Below are 16794 nucleotides of genomic sequence, written 5' to 3'. Positions count from 1 at the left end.
GGACGGACGGCGCATGAGCGCGCAGACGACCACGCCCGCGCAGCACCCGGACGGGCCCGGCGACGACGCGGACCTCGACCTCGCGACCGGCACGGACCTCGACCCGACGGCGGACGTGCCGCCCGGCGTCGACCCCGCCGAGTTCGCCACCTTCCTGCGCGTCGCCGACCAGGTCGCGGCCCTGCCGCAGACGCACCCGCAGCACGCCGCCGCCCGGCGCGCCGCGTCCGCGATGTTCAAGGCCGCCAAGAAGCACCGCCGCGGCGAGAAGCGCCGGCTGATCGCCGAGGCCGACGCCGCCGTCGTCGCCGCGACCGCGACGGGCAGCCCGGGCCGCATCGACGACGAGACCGCCGGCATCCAGATCACGTCGTCGGCCACCGGCGCGATCGCCGGCACGCTGCTGCGCCCGCGCGCCTGCTACGTCTGCAAGCAGGACTACACGGTGGTCGACGCGTTCTACCACCAGCTCTGCCCGGACTGCGCGGCGCTGCACCACGCCAAGCGCGACGCCCGCACGGACCTCACCGGCCGGCGCGCGCTGCTCACCGGCGGCCGCGCGAAGATCGGCATGTACATCGCGCTGCGGCTGCTCCGCGACGGCGCGGACCTGACGATCACCACCCGGTTCCCGCAGGACGCCGTGCGCCGGTTCCGGGCGATGGACGACTCCGCCGAGTGGATCGACCGGCTGCACGTCGTCGGGATCGACCTGCGCGACCCGGCGCAGGTGGTGTCGCTCGCGGACCACGTCGCCGCCCAGGGGCCGCTGGACATCCTCATCAACAACGCCGCCCAGACGGTGCGGCGGTCGCCGGGCGCGTACGCGCGGATCGCCGAGGCCGAGGACGCCCCGCTGGCGCCCGAGGACGCGCGGATGATCACGACGTTCGGGCGCACCAGCGACGCCCACCCGCGCGCGCTCGCCGGCTCGGTCAGCGAGCTGAGCAGCCCGGCGCTGGCGATCGAGCGGGCCGGCCGCGCCGCCGCGGAGGAGCTGACCGCGCTCTCGCTCACCGCCGAGGCCGCGAGCCTGGAGCGGCTGGTCGCCGGGACGTCGATCGACGCCGGCGGGCTGATCCCCGACGTCGCCGAGACCAACTCCTGGGTCGCGACGGTCGACGACGTGGACCCGATGGAGCTGCTCGAGGTGCAGCTCTGCAACCAGACCGCGCCGTTCATCCTGGTGAGCCGCCTGCGCCCTGCCCTGGCGGCGTCGCCGGCCCGCCGGACGTACATCGTGAACGTCTCCGCGATGGAGGGCGTGTTCGCCCGCGGGTACAAGGGCCCCGGCCACCCGCACACGAACATGAGCAAGGCCGCGCTCAACATGCTGACCCGGACCAGCGCCGGCGAGATGCTCGCGGACGGCATCCTCATGACCGCCGTCGACACCGGCTGGATCACCGACGAGCGCCCGCACCCGACCAAGGTGCGGCTCGCCGAGGAGGGGTTCCACGCCCCGCTCGACCTGGTCGACGGCGCGGCGCGGGTGTACGACCCGATCGTCCGCGGCGAGGCCGGCGAGGACCTGTACGGCTGCTTCCTCAAGGACTACGCGCGCTCCCAGTGGTGACGGGGGCCCGCTGGGCCATGCTGGCGGCATGCCGCAGCGGATCCGCCTGATCGAGGTCCCGTACGACTCCGGCCGCCACGGGGTGCGGCACGGCGCGGGGCCGGGCGCGCTGGTCGCCGCCGGAGCGGCCGCGCGGCTGGGGGCGCACGGCGCCGACGTGGCGCACGCGGTCGTGACGGTGCCGGACGGCTTCGCGGTGGAGGCCGCGCACGGGACGGCGGCGATGGGCGCCGTGGCCCGCGAGGTCGCGGCGCACCCGGCGGACCTGCCCGTGGTGCTCGCGGGGAACTGCGGGGCCACGCTCGGGGTGCTCGCGGGGCTGCGCGCCCGCGCCCCGGGGCGGCGGGTGGCCGTGCTGTGGTGCGACGCGCACGGCGACCTGCAGCTGCCGAGCACGTCGGGCAGCGGGTTCTTCGACGGGATGGCCCTGGCGATGGCGACCGGGCGCGCCTGGCAGCGGCTGGCCGCGGGCGTGCCGGGGCACGCGCCGGTGCCCGACGAGCGCGTGCTGCACGTCGGCGGGCACGACCTCGACGACGCCGAGCGCGCCCTGCTCGCCGCGTCCCGCATGGCGCGCCTCGGCGTGCCGGACGTCCGGGCCGGCCGGTCCGCCGCCGCCCTCGACGCCCTCGCCACGCGCTGCGACGCCGTGCACGTGCACGTGGACCTGGATGTCCTCGACCCGTCGGTGGCACCCGCCAACTCCTACGCGGCGCCCGGCGGGCTGACGGCGGACGAGCTCCGCGGGGTCGTGGCGGCCGCGGTCGACCGGCTGCCGCTCGCGTCCGCGACCGTCGCGTCGTGGGACCCGGCCTGCGACGTCGACGGCCGGATGCGCCGGACGGCGCTCGACCTGCTGGGACTGCTGGGGCGGCTCGCCGGCTGATCGGTATTCAGTGTTGCCAAGTACCGGTACCTAGCGTTACGTTGTACCGGTAGTCAGCGACACCGAGTACAGGAGCCTCCGATGGCCAACCAGATGACCGAGATGCTCAAGGGCACGCTCGAGGGGATCGTCCTCGCGATCCTCGAGGCGCGGCCGGCGTACGGCTACGAGATCACCGCGCAGCTCCGGGACGAGGGGTTCGCCGACCTGGCCGAGGGCACCGTGTACGCGCTCCTGGTCCGGATCGAGCAGCGCGGGTTCGTCGACGTCGAGAAGGTCCCGTCCGAGAAGGGCCCGCCGCGCAAGGTCTACTCGCTCAACGCCGCGGGCCGGGCCCAGCTCGACGAGTTCTGGGCCACCTGGACCTTCCTGGCCGGGCGGATCGAGCACCTCCGCGCCGCGCACGCCGGCCGCACCGGCACGGGCACCACCAGCACCGACTCCGGCACCACCCAGCGCACCACCGACCGCACCGAAGGGGACGACTGACATGGTCGCGAAGTGGATCGAGGCCCTCACCGGCTCGCTCGAGCAGAAGAAGCAGTACCGGCAGGACATGGCGCGGATCAAGGCGCTGCCCGAGCCGTACCGCACCGCCGCGAAGGCGACCCACCGGTACCTCATGTACTCCGGCGGCGTCACGGACGGCGACACGATGGTCACGATGTTCACCGACCTCGCGGACCTGTGGGAGCGGGCCGCGACCGACGGCACCCCGGTCCGCGACGTCGTGGGCGACGACCCGGTCGAGTTCGCCGAGACGTTCGCGCAGGCGTACGTCGGCGACCGGTGGATCGACAAGGAGCGCGCCCGCCTGACGAAGGCGATCGACGAGGCCGAGGACGGGGGTGCCCGGTGACCGCCGGGCGCGCCGGGGTCGCGGCGCCGGCCGTCGCCGTCCGCGGCGTCGAGAAGTCGTTCGGCGACCTCCGGGTCCTGCGCGGCGTCGACCTGGAGGTGGCGCCCGGCACGATCGTCGCCCTGCTCGGCTCCAACGGGGCCGGCAAGACCACCCTGGTCCGCATCCTGTCGACGCTGCTCCGGCCCGACGCCGGCACGGCGACGGTGCACGGCTTCGACGTGGTCGCCCAGGCCGCCGACGTCCGGGAGTCCATCAGCCTCACCGGCCAGTTCGCGGCCGTCGACGGGATGCTGACCGGGCGGGAGAACCTCCGCCTCGTCGCCCGGCTCCGGCACCTGCCCGACCCGGGCGCGGTGGCGGACCGGCTGCTCGACCGGTTCGCGCTCACCGAGGCCGGCGGGCGCCGGGCGTCCACCTACTCCGGCGGCATGCGGCGCCGGCTGGACATCGCGATGAGCCTGATCGGCGACCCGCCGGTGATCTTCCTCGACGAGCCGACCACCGGCCTCGACCCGCAGGCCCGCGCCGAGGTGTGGCGGACCGTCGAGGAGCTCGCCGGCGGCGGCACCACCGTCCTGCTCACCACGCAGTACCTGGACGAGGCGGAGCGCCTCGCCGACCGGATCGCGATCCTGCACGAGGGGACGATCATCCAGGACGGCACGCTCGCCGAGCTCAGGCAACTGCTCCCGCCCGCGCGGGTGGAGTACGTCGAGAAGCAGCCCACGCTCGAGGACGTCTTCCTCGCCCTCGTCGGCGCCGGCAGCACGCCGGCCGGGAAGGACCCGCGATGAGCGCCACCGCCACCACCCACGTCGTCGGCGACACCGTCGCCCTCACCGACCGGTCGCTGCGGCACATCCTGCGCAGCCCGGACACCATCATCACGACCGCGGTCACCCCGGTCGCCCTCATGCTCCTGTTCGTCTACGTGTTCGGCGGGGCGATCCACGGCGGGTCCACCGCGTCGTACGTCGACTACCTGCTGCCGGGCATCCTGCTCATCACGGTCGCGTCCGGCGTCGCGTACACCGCCTACCGGCTGTTCCTCGACCTGCAGGGCGGCATCGTGGAGCGGTTCCAGTCCATGCCGATCGCCCGGCCGAGCGTCCTGTGGGCCCACGTGCTGACCTCGATGGCGGCCAACCTGACGTCCGTGGTGCTGGTCGTCGGGATCGCCCTGCTCATGGGGTTCCGCACGGGGACGACCGTGCTCGCGTGGCTGGCCGTGGCCGGGATCCTCGTCCTGTTCACGCTCACGCTGACCTGGATCGCGGTGCTCGCGGGCCTGTCGGCGAAGACCGTCGACGGGGCGAGCGCGTTCTCCTACCCGTTGATCTTCCTGCCGTTCATCAGCTCGGCGTTCGTGCCGACGGACTCCATGCCGACCGCGGTCGCGTGGTTCGCCGAGCACCAGCCGGTCACCGCCGTGGTCGACTCGATCCGGGCGCTGTTCGCCCAGGAGCCGGTCGGGGGCGACCTGTGGGTGGCGCTGGCCTGGCTGGTCGGGATCCTCGCGCTGGCCTACGTGCTGGCGGTGCGGGCGTACCGGCGCAAGATCGGCTGACCCGCCGGGCCGGCGGTCACGCCGTCGTCAGGACGGGCGCGAAGGGCACCAGCTCCTCGCGCCCGTCCTCGACGACCAGGCAGGTGCTCTCCGGGACCTCCAGCCAGGCGCCCTTGAGGTCGCCGAGCGGCTCCGAGACGACGATCCGGGTGTCGTCCGACAGGCCGTGCAGCACCGGGTTGTCCGGGTACTGCGCCCGCAGCACCGCGACGTCCCGGTTCCGGAACAGCGACCGCGACCGCCCCTCGGAGGAGTACCGGAACGTCCAGAGCCGCTGCCCGTCGGTCGTCGCGAACGTCCCCTGCACCGGGAAGGCCACGCCGTGCCGGAGGGCGACGTCCTCGATCAGGCCGACCGCCCGGGCCACGGCGGCCGGCGGGTCGTCCGTCAGCCCGAAGGTGAGCGCCAGGTAGAACAGCGTCTCCGAGTCGGTCGAGCCCTCGATCAGCGGGTAGAGCGTCGGGTCGACGGCGAGGCGCAGGTCGCGCTTCAGGGTGCTGAACCCGTTGATGACGCCGTTGTGCGCGAACAGCCACTGGCCGTGCCGGAACGGGTGGCAGTTGGTCTGCTGCACGGCGGTCCCGGTGGTCGCGCGGATGTGGGCGATGACCATGCCGGACCGGATGTGCTGCGACAGCTCGCGCAGGTTCCGGTCGCTCCACGCCGGCTCGATGCTGCGGAACAGCCCGGGGATCGGCGAGTGGTCGTCGTACCAGCCGACCCCGAACCCGTCGCCGTTCATGGGCTCGACGCCGAGCCGGCTGTGCCGGCTCTGCATCACGAGCGAGTTCTCCGGCTTGTAGAGCAGCTCGTCGAGCGTCACCGGCGAACCCGTGTACGCGAGCCATCGGCACATGGCGGCCTCCCGTGTGGGTGGGCCCGCGCCGTCGCCGGCCCCTCGGGGCCACTGTGCACCGGGGCCTCGCAGGCGGGCCCCGGTGCGCGCGGGTCAGCGCTCGGTCGGCGCCTGCTCGACGGCGGCCGGAGCGGGCTGCCGGCGGCGCATCGCGATCGACGCGACGGAGACGACGGCGGCGGCGCCCATCGCGGCGAGCACGAGCCAGGCAGCCGCCTCCATCTGCGACGCGACGACGCCGAGGACGAGCAGGGAGCCGCCGATGCCGAGCAGGGCGGTGGCCGGGGTGGACGCGGTGTACTTGTCGGTGTTCATGCTGGTCAGCCTAGGTTCGCGCCCGGGGCCGACGCCTCGGGCCGGCGGCGGATCTTCTCCCTCGTGCTCGAGGACGAGACACCGCGCCGCCGGTCCGTCGCGGGGTGGACCACGCCCGCGAGCGCTAGGCGGACGCCTCGCAGCCCCGCTCCGCGAGCCACCGCGCCGCGTGGGCCGCGGCGTCCCCGGCGGGCGTCGCCTCGTCGGGCGGGATCGGCGCGTCCCCGAAGAGCTCGCCCGTCCGGGCGCGGGTCTCCCCGACCGTGAGCACGAGCGTGGAGCCGCTGAAGAGCGTGGTCGACCGGTTGACGCTCGCGTACCCGGCGGTCGGCTCGCCGAAGGTGCGGGCGTCCTCCAGCCCGCGGAACGCCAGGACCACCTGCTCCGCCGAGCTCCCCGTCCCCCCGTCGGTGAGGACCGCCACCGGCACGCCGAGCGCGGTCCCGCCGCTGTCGGCGCGCGTGGGCGTCCCGCCCCCGGTGAACCGGCCGTCGTCCAGCCGCAGGTCGGTGACCACGTCCCCCACGACGAACGACCCGAGGACGCCCTCCGGCAGCAGCGGGGCCAGACCCGCCAGCATCGGGCCCATGTCCCCTCCCCCGTTCCCCCGGACGTCGACGACGACGCCGCACGCCCCGGACCCGGCCAGGCCGTCGGCGAGGGTCTCCGCGTACCTGCGCCCCGCCTCCGCGCCGCCGGTGAACTCCGGCACGACCGCGGTGGCGACGCCGCCCTGCACCGCGACGGTCGGGACGAGCTCGTCCGACGCATCGGCGTCCCGGTCGCGCGGGGGCAGCACCGTCGAGTGGTGCCCGCCCGCGACGGCCACCGCCACCCGGAGGACGTCGTCGGCCTCGGCGAACGAGGTCACCCGCTCCAGCTCCGCCAGCGCGGAGCGCCGCGCGGCGTCCCACGCCTCCCCGTGCGCGTACAGCCCGGCGTCCATCTGCCGCACGGCGTCCTGCCCGTAGCGGGCCGGGCTCGGCGGCACCACCCAGATCCCCACCCGGGGGCCGAGCTGCCAGGCCGCCCACCCGGCGCCGGCGACCGCCAGCCCACCCACGACCACCATCGTCAACGCGACCCGTCGCGCCGTCCTCCGCCTGCTGCGCACCACTGCTCCTCCGACGTCACCACGACCCGCGGCCGCTGGACCCACCGTCTCGTGACGTCGCAGGTCAGCGCGTCCGCCCGCGGTTCCGCCCTCGGTACCACCACGGGATGACGACCCCCGGGCCGTTGCCCCGATCGGCCTACGCCTCGGGGTCCCAGCGGGACGGCACCAGGTCGGCCAGCAGGGTGCGGTGCGCCCACCGGGCCCAGGCGAGCGCGCTCCACCCGCCCCGCCGCACGAGCGCGTTCCACGTCTCCGGCCCCAGCACGAGCGCCACGACGTCGGTCGCGCGCTCGACGTCGAGACCGGGCCGGAGCACCCCGTCCCGGTCGCACGCCTCGACGAGCAGCCGGTGCACCCCGCGCCGCCGCGCCTCGTCCCGCTCCCACGCCGCGTGCAGCACCGGGTCCCCGACGGCGTGCGCCCGCACGAGGTCCTGCACCCCGGCCGCCCGGCCCAGCAGCTCGGCGGCCCCGCGCGCGTGCAGGAACACCCGGCGGGCGGGGTCCGGCTCGGCCACGACGGCGCGCACCCACGGCTGGTCGGCGAGGTCGGGCGCCGCGTCCCGGCGGTCCGCGCCGTCGACGGCGTGGTCCAGGCAGCCGACGAGGATGTCGGACTTGGACGGGTAGGAGTAGTAGACGGTCTGCACGCCGAGGCCCGCGGCCCGGCCGACGGCCGTGATCGTCGTCGGGCCGTAGCCGTCCGCGAGGAACAGCCGGGTGGCGGCCTCGGCGATCCGCGCGCGGGACGCGGCGGCCCGGGCGGCCCGCCCGTCGCGCGCGGGCGCGGTCTCGCTGCTGGTCACGCCGGTAACCGTAGCAGCGCTACGCATTCCTTCCGGTAGCGCCGCTCCGGAAACCGTGTGCACCCCTCGACTTCCTCCGCCCCTCTCCCGGCGCACCCCGCACCGAGATGGCAACTCTCGGCTGTGACCAGGGCCTTCGCCGCAGCCGAAAGTTGCCATGTCGGCGATCCGGGCCGGCGGGGTTGTCGGAGCGGCGCTACCGAAAGCGCCGTCAGTGGCCCGTCGCGAGGAGGACCAGCAGGGCCAGGTTGAGCGCCACCACCAGGGCGACGACGACGATCAGCACCGCCTGCAGCCGCGCGCCGTTGGCGTGCGCGCCCATCAGCGCCCGGTCCCGGTTCAGCCGCACCAGCGGGATCACCGCGAACGGGATGCCGAAGCTCAGCACCACCTGGCTCACCACCAGCGTCCACGTCGGGTCGGCCCCGACCGCGAGCAGCACCAGCGCCGGGACGAGCGTGATCGACCGCCGGACCAGCAGCGGGACGCGCTTGCGGATCAGCCCCTCCATCACGGCGGCGCCGGCGTAGCAGCCGACCGACGTGGACGCGAGACCCGACGCCAGCAGCCCGACCGCGAACACCACCCCGACGACCGGGCCGAGGGCCCCGCTGATCGCCGCGTGCGCGCCCTCGATGGTGTCGGTGCCCTCGACGCCGCGGAGGTTCGCGGCGGCGAGCAGCAGCAGGCCGATGTTCACGGTCCCCGCGAGCGTCAGCGCCGCGCCGACGTCCCACCGGGTCGCGCGCAGCAGCCCCGACCGGGCCGACGCGTCGGGCACCCGGCCGAACCGGTCCCGGCTCAGCGCGGAGTGCACGTAGATCGCGTGCGGCATGACCGTCGCGCCCAGCATCGACGCCGCGAGCAGCACCGAGTCCGTGCCGGCGAACCGCGGGACCAGGCCGCCGAGCATCTCGCCCGGGTCCGGCGGGCCGACGAGCAGCCCGGCGAGGAACCCGACCACGATCACCAGCAGCAGGCCGACGACCACCGCCTCGAACCGCCGCTGCCCGTACCGGTTCTGCGTCGCCAGCAGCAGCATCGAGACCGCGCCGACGATCAGGCCGCCGAGCACCAGCGGCAGCCCGAACAGCAGATGCAGCGCGATCGCGCCGCCGACCACCTCGGCGATGTCGGTGGCCGCCGCGACCACCTCGGCCTGCGCCCAGTAGGCCAGCCGCGAGCGCCGGCGCAGCCGCCGCCCCAGCACGCCCGGCAGCGAGTCGCCCGTGACGATGCCGAGTTTGGCCGACTGGTACTGCACCAGCACCGCCATCGCGTTCGCCCCGACCAGCACCCACAGCAGCAGGTAGCCGTAGCGCGCGCCGGCGGTCAGGTTCGCCGCGACGTTGCCGGGGTCCACGTAGGCGATCGCGGCCACGAACGCCGGGCCGAGCAGGGGCAGCACGCGGCCGCGCCGCGCGGTCTGCCGGTCGACAGTGCTGGTCACCGCACCTCCAAGTTCGGATGTCCGAACTCAGTCTAGGCACACGAGTTCGGGTGTCCGAACTCTGCTCCCGGGCGCGGCGCCCCGCACGCCGGGCGCGGCGGGTCAGGCCGCGGCGGCCTCGACCTCGCGGCGCCACCGGCCGTCGACCCGGGCGAACCCGACCCGCTCGAGGTAGGGCCCCGTGTCCCGCGCGTCCTCGGCCACGACCAGCGACCGCAGGCCCGTCCCGGCGAAGGCGCCCGAGCGCCGGTAGACGAACTCGCCCGGCGCGAAGTCGCGGAACCGCGGCGTGACCCAGTCGAGCTCGACCTCGCCGACGCCGTCGCCGGCGTCCCGGACGACCACGACCCCGACGGTCTCGTCGCCGCGCAGCACGAGGTAGGCCCAGCGTCCGGCGGCAGCGGAGTCACCCGGCGCGTCACCCGGCGCGTCACCCGGAAGGCCGAACGACGGGTAGAACCGCGCGATGTCGTCCGCGTGCACCCCGAGCACGTGCCGCAGGTAGTGGTCCCCCGCGCCGACCGGCACGACCTCGTACACGTCGGCGTCGTGCCGCTCCCGCGTCAGCCGCCACAGCCAGTACGCGTCGATGACCGCGATCACGCCGTTCATGGCGGCGAACGGCCAGATGCCGACGATCGTGTTGTACGCGGTCGCGATGACCGAGCCGGCGAAGTTGAGCCACCGGAACCGCAGGACGCGGGCCTGCATCAGCGACACGACGACGAGGACGGACCCGACCCACCCGATGATCTCCAGGACTGGCATGGCGCGAACCGTACCGGTCGGCGGGGGCCGCGGCCCGGGACCCGGTTCCGGTAGCGCCGCTCCGGAAACCGGGTCCGGTCCCGGAAATCCGTGGCCCGCCGCGACGACCCCGACGACCATGGGCGCCATGACCGCCTCCGCCGCCACCCGGCCGCACCTGGTCCCGCTCCCGGTGCCGTCCGCGCTCGACGCCCCGGACGCCTGGCTGCTGCACGGCCTCGTCGACACCGCGAACGCCGCCGTGCTCGACGCCTGGGGCGACCTGGACCACGCGCGCACGCCCGCCGAGATCCTGGCGGGCCTCCGGCACCAGGAGTACGACGAGAAGCTGCGGTTCGTCGCGCTCGACACCCGGGTCGACGCGGGTCCCCCGGACCCGGCCCGGGTGCTCGGCTACCTCGCGCTCAACCTGCCCCGCCGGGACAACACCCACACCGGGCTGCTGCAGCTCGACGTCCGGCCGGAGCACCGCGGCCGCGGGATCGGGGCGGCGCTGCACGACCTCGCGGTGGCCACGGCGCGCGGGCGCGGGCGCAGCATGCTGACGACGTCGACCGACCAGGCGGCCGAGCCCGACGCGGCGACCGACGCCCTCGTGCCCAGCACCGGCACCGGCCGGGTCCCCGCCGCGCACCCGGGCGTGACGTTCCTGGTGCACCGGGGCTGGGACCTGGAGCAGGTCACCCGGCGCTCGGTGCTCGACGTGCCGCTCCCCGCGGACCGCCTGGCGGCGCACGCGGCGGAGGCGGCCGCCGCGGCCGGGCCCGACTACCGGGTCGTGCTCTGGGAGGGCCGGTGCCCCGACGAGCTGCTCGACCGGTTCGCCCTGCTGCAGACCCGGATGAGCACCGACGCCCCCGCGGGCGGCCTCGACCTGCGCGAGGACGTCTGGGACGGCGCGCGCGTGCGGGACGCCGAGCGGGCGTTCGCCGAGCGCGGGATGACGTACCGCGTGGCCGCGGCGCTGCACGGGCCGACCGGGGCGCTGGCCGCCTTCACCGCGCTCGTCAGCCGCCCGGACACCGACGCGTACGTGTTCCAGGACGACACCCTGGTGCTCCGCGACCACCGGGGGCACCGGCTCGGGATGCTGGTGAAGACGGCGAACCTCGCCCGGCTGGCCGAGGCGCAGCCGGGCGCGCGACGGGTCGGCACCTGGAACGCCGAGGAGAACGCGTACATGCTCGCGATCGACGTCGCACTGGGCTTCCGCCCGGCCGGTGGCGCCGGGGAGTGGCAGCTCCGGCTGGGGTGACCGCGCCGCGCCCGCGCCGGGCCTGTGCCGCGCCCGCGCAGCGCGCCGGGGCCGGGCCGGTCCGCTAGCGTGCGGCCGTGGGCCGGACCGATCGCGCGAGCCTCCTCGTGCACGTGAGCGCCGCCGAGGCGTTCGCCGCCCTGACCGACCGGGACGCGCTGCTCGCCTGGCTGCCGCCGGCCGGGATGCGCGGCCGGTTCGAGCGGTTCGACATGCGCCCGGGCGGCTGGTACCGGCTGGTGCTCACCTACGCCGACGCCTCGGGGGCCCCGGGGAAGACCACGGCCGACTCCGACGTGTCCGAGGTGCGCGTCGTCGAGGTCGTCCCGGGCGAGCGGGTGGTGCAGGAGGTCGAGTTCGCGTCCGACGACCCGGCGTTCCGGGGCACCATGCGGATGGAGTGGCGGCTCCGTCCCACGGCGGAGGGGACCGACGTCGAGGTGCTGGCGCGGGACGTGCCGCCCGGCGTCCGCGCGCGGGACCACGCCGAGGGGATCCTGTCGTCGCTCGCGCAGCTCGCCGCGCACCTCGAGCCCTGACCCCCGGCCGCGGCGCGGCACCCGCTCACCCCGCTCCCCCGCTCGACAGTGGAAGGTTGTGACGGACACGCCGACGGCGTGTCCGTCACAACCTTCCACCGTCAGACCGGTCCGGCCCCCGGCCCGGAGGCCTACGGCTGCCGCTCGGCGCCGACGACCGCGACCGCGCCCTCCTCGGCCGCGAGCCGCACCCGGTCCCCCGGCCCCGGCGCCCCGGCACCGGCCGCGGGCAGCGCCGCCGTGACCCGGGCGTCCTCGGGCTCCAGCACCGCGACGACCTCGGCCCGGCCGCGCCGGGTCCGGCGCTCCGCGACGACGGCCGCGCGCACCGGGGTCCCCGACCCGGGCTCCGGGTCCGCGGGTCCGAGCACCCGCCAGCCGCCCGCGGCCACCGCGAGCGCCGCGCCGTCGGGGTCGGACGCCCCCTCGGGGTCGGACGCCCCCTCGGGGTCGGACGCGCCGCCGCGGCCCGCGGCCAGGAACGTCCGGTACCCCAGGAACTCCGCCACCTCCCGGGTCGCCGGCCGCCGCCACAGCGTCTCCGGGGCGGCCACCTGCAGCAGCCGCCCGGCCGACATCACCGCGACCCGGTCGGCGACGGTCGCCGCCTCGTCCTGGTCGTGCGTCACGAACAGCGCGGTCGTGCCGGTGGCGACGAGCGCCCGGCGCAGGTCGTCGGCCAGCCGCTCGCGCAGCGACCGGTCGAGCGCGGACAGCGGCTCGTCGAGCAGGAGCAGCCGGGGCCGGGGCGCGAGCGACCGGGCGAGCGCCACCCGCTGCCGCTCGCCGCCGGACAGCGTGGCGACGGGCCGCCGGTCGTAGCCGGGCAGGCCGACGAGGTCCAATAGCTCCGCGACCCGCGCCGCGCGGGCGTCCCGCGGCAGCCCGCGCAGCCCGTAGGCCACGTTGCCGGCCACGTCCCGGTGCGGGAACAGCTGCCCGTCCTGGAACACCAGCCCGAACCCGCGCCGGTGCACCGGCACCGCGGCCAGGTCGACGCCGTCCCAGGTCACCGCGCCCGCCGTCGGCGGCTCGAGCCCGGCGACGGCCCGCAGCAGCGACGACTTGCCGCAGCCCGACGGCCCCAGCAGGGCCAGCACCTCGCCGACGGGGACGTCGACCGAGACGCCGTCGACGGCCGTGACCGCCGGGGCGCCGCGGCCCGCGCCGGGGTAGCGCACGACCAGGTCGCGCACCGCCAGCCCGCGACCCGCCGCCCCGCGACCCGCCGGCCCCGCCCCGGACCCCGTCCCCGTCACAGCTCTCCTCCCGCCGGCCCGCGGAACCGCTCCGCGAGCGCCATCACCCCGGCCGTCAGCACCGCGAGCACCACGCTCGCCGCGAGGGCCATCCCGTAGTTGTCCGCACCCGGCTGCCCGATCAGCCGGAAGATCACCACCGGCAGCGTCGGCAGGTCGGGCCGGGCGAGGAACGACGTCGCGCCGAACTCGCCCAGCGAGACCGCGAACGCGAACCCGACGGCCAGCCCGATCGACCGGGCCGCGAGCGCGGCGTCGACCCCGAGCAGCACCCGGCCCGGCCCCGCCCCGAGGGTCCCGGCCGCCTCGCGCAGCCGCGGGTCGATCGCCCGGAGCACCGGCAGCACGGTCCGCACCACCAGCGGCACGGCGACCACCGCCTGCACGACCGGCACCAGGATCCCGCTGCTCCGCAGGTCGGTCTGGATGCCGAACGGGTGGCCGAGCGTCAGCAGCGCGCCGAACCCGACGGTCACCGCGGACACCCCGAGCGGCAGCATGAACGCCCCGTCCAGCACGCCGACCGCGCGCCGCGCCGCCCGGGCCCGGGGGCGCCGGGACACCACGAGCGCGACCAGGCAGCCGACCAGCAGGGCCAGCAGGGTCGCGTCGACGGCGATCCGCAACGAGTTGCCGAGCGCCTCCCACACGGTGACGGTCAGGGCGTTCCGGCCGCCGGTGGTGCCGAGCGCCCGGTAGTGGCCGAGGCCCCAGCCGTCGCCGGTGCGCAGCGACCCCAGCAGCAGCGCTCCGAGCGGGAGCGCCAGCAGCACGAGCACCCCGCCGGTGACCAGCGACGGCGCCCAGTGCGGCCGCGCCGGGGCCGATCCGGGGGCCCCCGGCGCCACCAGCGACAGCGCCCGCTCCCGCCGTGCCCGCGCCCGCCCGGCCACCGCCAGCGCGGCGACCACGACGACCACCTGCACCACCGACAGCACCGCGGCGGCCCGGAGGTCGAGGAACTGCGTGGTCTGGATCCAGATCTCGGTCTCGACCGTGCCGTACCGCATCCCGCCGAGCACCAGCACCGTGCCGAACGCGGTGGCGCAGAACAGGAACACCAGCGAGGCCGCCGAGACGATCGCGGGCGTCAGCGCCGGCAGCGTCACCGTCCAGAACGCCCGGGCCGGCGACGCGCCGAGCGACCGCGCCGCCTGCTCGGGTCGCGGGTCGAGCCGCTGCCACAGCCCGCCGACCGTCCGCACGACGACCGCGTAGTTGAAGAACACCAGCGCGGCGACGATCGCCGCGAACGTGCCGTCGAGGTGCAGGAAGCCGAGCGGCCCGTTCTCCCGGAGCAGCGCGCGGAACGCGACGCCGACCACCACGGTCGGCAGCACGAACGGGACCGTGACGAACGCCCGCAGCGCCCCGACCCCGCGGAACCGGCACCGGTAGAGCACGTACGCCCCGGGCACGCCGAGCAGCACGGACAGCACCGTGCCGATCGCGCCCTGGGCCAGCGTCAGCCCGACGATCCGCCAGGTGCGGGGGCGGGAGAACACGTCCGCGAACCCCGACAGGTCGAGCGCCCCGTCCGGCAGGAAGCCCCGCCCGACCAGGGACAGCACCGGCCAGGCGAAGAACGTGCCGAGGAACGCCAGTGGCACGGCCGCGGCGAGCGCCCACGCCGCGCCCCGGCCGAGCGCCCAGCCGCGGGACGGCGCGCGCAGCGGAGGGCGGTCCGCCCCGGCGCCCGCCGGCCCCGGGCGCGCGGGCGCCCCCGGCCGGCCGGTGCCGGTCGGGGGCGTCCGCGTCGCCGTGCTCATCTCGTCCGCCGGTCCCGTCGCGTCAGCCGACGACCAGGTCGGTCCACTCGCGGACCCAGGTGTCGCGGTTCGCCGCGATGTCGTCGAGCGGCACCTCGTACGGCGCGTCCGACAGCGGGGCCCACTGCGCCCAGTCCTCGGGCAGGTCGACGGCCGTGCTCACCGGGTACATGTACATGGACCCCGGGATGTCGGCCTGGACCGCGTCGGACAGCAGCCAGTCGACCAGCTGCTGCGCGCCCTCGGGGTTCTGCGCGCCGGCCAGGACGCCCGCGTACTCGACCTGGCGGAAGCAGGTGCCGAGCAGCGCGCCGGTGGTCGGCTCCCCGCCGCCCTCGGGGATCGTCTCCGGCGGGCTCGACGCGTAGGACAGGGCGATCGGCCGCGGGCCGCCGCCCCCGCCGCCGGAGAAGTCGGTGTAGTAGGCGTCCGACCAGCCCTCGGCGACCTTCAGCCCGTTGGCCGTCAGGTCGGTCCAGTACTGCTGCCAGCCGTCCTCGCCGAAGGCGCCGACCGTCGCCAGCAGGAACGCCAGGCCCGGGCTGCTGGTCGCGGCGTTGGTGACGACCGTCAGGTCCCGGTACCGCGGGTCGGTGAGGTCCTGCAGCGACGTCGGCTCCGCGATCCCGCGCTCCGCGAACCAGGCGTGGTCCACGTTCAGGCACACGTCGCCCATGTCGACCGCGGTCAGCGCGTGCGAGGCGTCCGGCGCGTACTGCGCGGCGTCGGCGGCCGCGGGCGCCTGCGACTCGTACGGCTCCAGGACGCCCTCGTCGATCGCCCGCGACGCGAAGGTGTTGTCGATCCCGTAGACGACGTCGCCCAGCGGGGCGTCCTTGGTGAGGATGAGCTGGTTGACCAGCGCCCCGCCGTCGCCCGGCGCGACCTGCTTCACCGTCAGGCCGGTGTCGGCCTCGAACTGCTCGAGCAGGCCGTCGCTGAGGTGGAACGAGTCGTGCGTGACCAGCGTGACGGTCCCGCCGGAGCCGTCGGTGCCGGAGCCGGAGGCCGCGTCGGAGCCCGAGCCCGACCCCGTGACGGAGCAGGCGGTGAGCGCCAGGACGCCGGCGACGGCGGCCAGGCCGGCCGTGGTGGTCCGCCGGGGCGCCCGGCGGCGTGCGCGCGTGCGCGCCATGGTGGTTCCTCCTCGATGTGCACCGAGGGGGCCGCACCGCGCCGGCGCGCCCCGGGGAGCACGACGGCACGGGGCGACTGAGATCCCGACTCCCTACGCCGGTGCTAACCGGATCAGGTGCGAGGGTCTGCGGATTCCGTCCGCACTCTCAGCGTCGGTCGGGCCGCGGTGTCACGCACGGCCCGGGACGCTCCCCTGTCGTTCGGGGCCGACCCTACACCGGCCCGGCGCGCCGCCCGTCCCGCGCGGGCTGACCTGCGGCGCGGCAGCGGCGGCGCTAGCGTGGGGCGGAGCACAGCCGTCCCGACGCAGGAGGTCCCGTGGCCGACGAAGAGACCCAGTCCACGTTCGCGAAGATCACCGGCCTGGTGGTCGCGGGCGCCGTCGCCTGGATCGCCGGCAAGGCGGTGGACGCGGCGTGGAAGGCGGCGTCCGGGCACAAGCCCCCGAAGCCCGAGGACGACGACGACCCGCGCATCGCCGAGGTCGTCGCGGCCGCGGCGGTGACCGCCGCCGCCGTCACCGTGGCCCGGGTGTTCGCGACCCGCGGCACCAAGAAGTTCGTCGAGCGGGTCGACAAGAACCGGCGCCTGCCGAAGGCCTGACCGCCCGCACGTCGACGGCCGGAGGTCCCG

General features: G+C 76.0%; 18 protein-coding genes and 1 riboswitch. Of the genes, 9 read left to right on the top strand and 9 right to left on the bottom strand.

Annotated elements, in window-relative coordinates; genetic code table 11:
• Positions 1 to 13: 13 nt before the first annotated feature.
• The 6 genes from VER05_RS03725 to VER05_RS03700 all read left to right on the top strand — a co-directional run bounded on the left by VER05_RS03725 (position 14) and on the right by VER05_RS03700 (position 4891).
• On the top strand, positions 14 to 1576 hold the full coding sequence (locus VER05_RS03725) for an SDR family NAD(P)-dependent oxidoreductase (protein ID WP_324844050.1): 1563 nt from the start codon (positions 14 to 16) through the stop codon (positions 1574 to 1576).
• Between the two features lie 28 nt (positions 1577 to 1604).
• Positions 1605 to 2462 carry an arginase family protein gene (locus VER05_RS03720; RefSeq protein ID WP_324844049.1) on the top strand — a complete coding sequence of 286 codons (858 nt, stop codon included), beginning with the start codon at positions 1605 to 1607 and terminating at the stop codon, positions 2460 to 2462.
• 81 nt (positions 2463 to 2543) lie between these two features.
• Positions 2544 to 2951, top strand: a complete 408-nt coding sequence (locus VER05_RS03715; protein WP_324844048.1) for a PadR family transcriptional regulator — start codon at positions 2544 to 2546, stop codon at positions 2949 to 2951.
• Between the two features lies 1 nt (position 2952).
• Entirely contained in the window at positions 2953 to 3321 is a 369-nt protein-coding gene (locus VER05_RS03710; RefSeq protein ID WP_324844047.1) for a DUF1048 domain-containing protein, read from the top strand.
• A complete protein-coding gene (locus tag VER05_RS03705) occupies positions 3318 to 4118 on the top strand; it encodes an ABC transporter ATP-binding protein (RefSeq protein WP_324844046.1) in 801 nt (266 codons plus the stop codon). Before VER05_RS03710 ends, VER05_RS03705 begins: the two co-directional genes overlap by 4 nt.
• Positions 4115 to 4891 (top strand): ABC transporter permease, encoded by a 777-nt coding sequence (locus VER05_RS03700; RefSeq protein WP_324844045.1) that lies wholly within the window; start codon positions 4115 to 4117, stop codon positions 4889 to 4891. Before VER05_RS03705 ends, VER05_RS03700 begins: the two co-directional genes overlap by 4 nt.
• 16 nt (positions 4892 to 4907) lie before the next feature.
• Here the strand turns inward: VER05_RS03700 and VER05_RS03695 are convergent, their stop codons facing one another.
• From VER05_RS03695 to VER05_RS03670, 6 genes are all read right to left on the bottom strand, one after another.
• Positions 4908 to 5747: a class II glutamine amidotransferase gene (locus tag VER05_RS03695; RefSeq protein ID WP_324844044.1), complete on the bottom strand. Its 840-nt coding sequence runs from the start codon at positions 5745 to 5747 to the stop codon at positions 4908 to 4910.
• Between the two features lie 93 nt (positions 5748 to 5840).
• Complete coding sequence (locus tag VER05_RS03690) at positions 5841 to 6062, bottom strand: hypothetical protein (RefSeq protein ID WP_324844043.1); 222 nt, start codon at positions 6060 to 6062, stop codon at positions 5841 to 5843.
• Between the two features lie 124 nt (positions 6063 to 6186).
• On the bottom strand, positions 6187 to 7125 hold the full coding sequence (locus VER05_RS03685; protein WP_324844042.1) for a S41 family peptidase: 939 nt from the start codon (positions 7123 to 7125) through the stop codon (positions 6187 to 6189).
• A 190-nt stretch (positions 7126 to 7315) separates the two neighbouring features.
• Complete coding sequence (locus tag VER05_RS03680) at positions 7316 to 7984, bottom strand: TetR/AcrR family transcriptional regulator (RefSeq protein WP_324844041.1); 669 nt, start codon at positions 7982 to 7984, stop codon at positions 7316 to 7318.
• A gap of 211 nt (positions 7985 to 8195) precedes the next feature.
• Positions 8196 to 9434, bottom strand: coding sequence for an Nramp family divalent metal transporter (locus tag VER05_RS03675; protein WP_324844040.1), 1239 nt, complete (start codon positions 9432 to 9434; stop codon positions 8196 to 8198).
• A 102-nt stretch (positions 9435 to 9536) separates the two neighbouring features.
• The gene (locus VER05_RS03670) at positions 9537 to 10202 is read right to left on the bottom strand and encodes a hypothetical protein (protein WP_324844039.1); all 666 of its coding nucleotides are present in this window, start codon (positions 10200 to 10202) and stop codon (positions 9537 to 9539) included.
• 127 nt (positions 10203 to 10329) lie between these two features.
• Between VER05_RS03670 and VER05_RS03665 the strand changes: the two genes are divergently transcribed.
• Positions 10330 to 11457 (top strand): GNAT family N-acetyltransferase, encoded by a 1128-nt coding sequence (locus tag VER05_RS03665; RefSeq protein WP_324844038.1) that lies wholly within the window; start codon positions 10330 to 10332, stop codon positions 11455 to 11457.
• Between the two features lie 77 nt (positions 11458 to 11534).
• On the top strand, positions 11535 to 11996 hold the full coding sequence (locus VER05_RS03660; RefSeq protein ID WP_324844037.1) for an SRPBCC domain-containing protein: 462 nt from the start codon (positions 11535 to 11537) through the stop codon (positions 11994 to 11996).
• A gap of 131 nt (positions 11997 to 12127) precedes the next feature.
• Here VER05_RS03660 and VER05_RS03655 read toward each other — a convergent pair whose 3' ends face one another.
• The 3 genes from VER05_RS03655 to VER05_RS03645 are packed head-to-tail and all read right to left on the bottom strand — an operon-like array spanning position 12128 to position 16159.
• A complete protein-coding gene (locus tag VER05_RS03655; protein WP_324844036.1) occupies positions 12128 to 13255 on the bottom strand; it encodes an ABC transporter ATP-binding protein in 1128 nt (375 codons plus the stop codon).
• Positions 13252 to 15024: an iron ABC transporter permease gene (locus VER05_RS03650; RefSeq protein WP_324844035.1), complete on the bottom strand. Its 1773-nt coding sequence runs from the start codon at positions 15022 to 15024 to the stop codon at positions 13252 to 13254. The genes VER05_RS03655 and VER05_RS03650 overlap by 4 nt, the downstream gene beginning before the upstream one ends.
• Before the next feature lie 22 nt (positions 15025 to 15046).
• A complete protein-coding gene (locus tag VER05_RS03645; protein WP_324844034.1) occupies positions 15047 to 16159 on the bottom strand; it encodes a thiamine ABC transporter substrate-binding protein in 1113 nt (370 codons plus the stop codon).
• A 73-nt stretch (positions 16160 to 16232) separates the two neighbouring features.
• Positions 16233 to 16366: riboswitch (TPP riboswitch) on the bottom strand.
• 113 nt (positions 16367 to 16479) lie between these two features.
• Between VER05_RS03645 and VER05_RS03640 the strand changes: the two genes are divergently transcribed.
• Positions 16480 to 16764, top strand: coding sequence for a DUF4235 domain-containing protein (locus tag VER05_RS03640; protein WP_158370717.1), 285 nt, complete (start codon positions 16480 to 16482; stop codon positions 16762 to 16764).
• Positions 16765 to 16794 lie beyond the last annotated feature (30 nt).

This window comes from Cellulomonas sp. (genome assembly GCF_035634735.1).
Lineage (GTDB): Bacteria > Actinomycetota > Actinomycetes > Actinomycetales > Cellulomonadaceae > Cellulomonas.
Note: the sequence above shows the minus strand (reverse complement) of the source record. Positions and strands in the feature narration are given on the sequence as shown.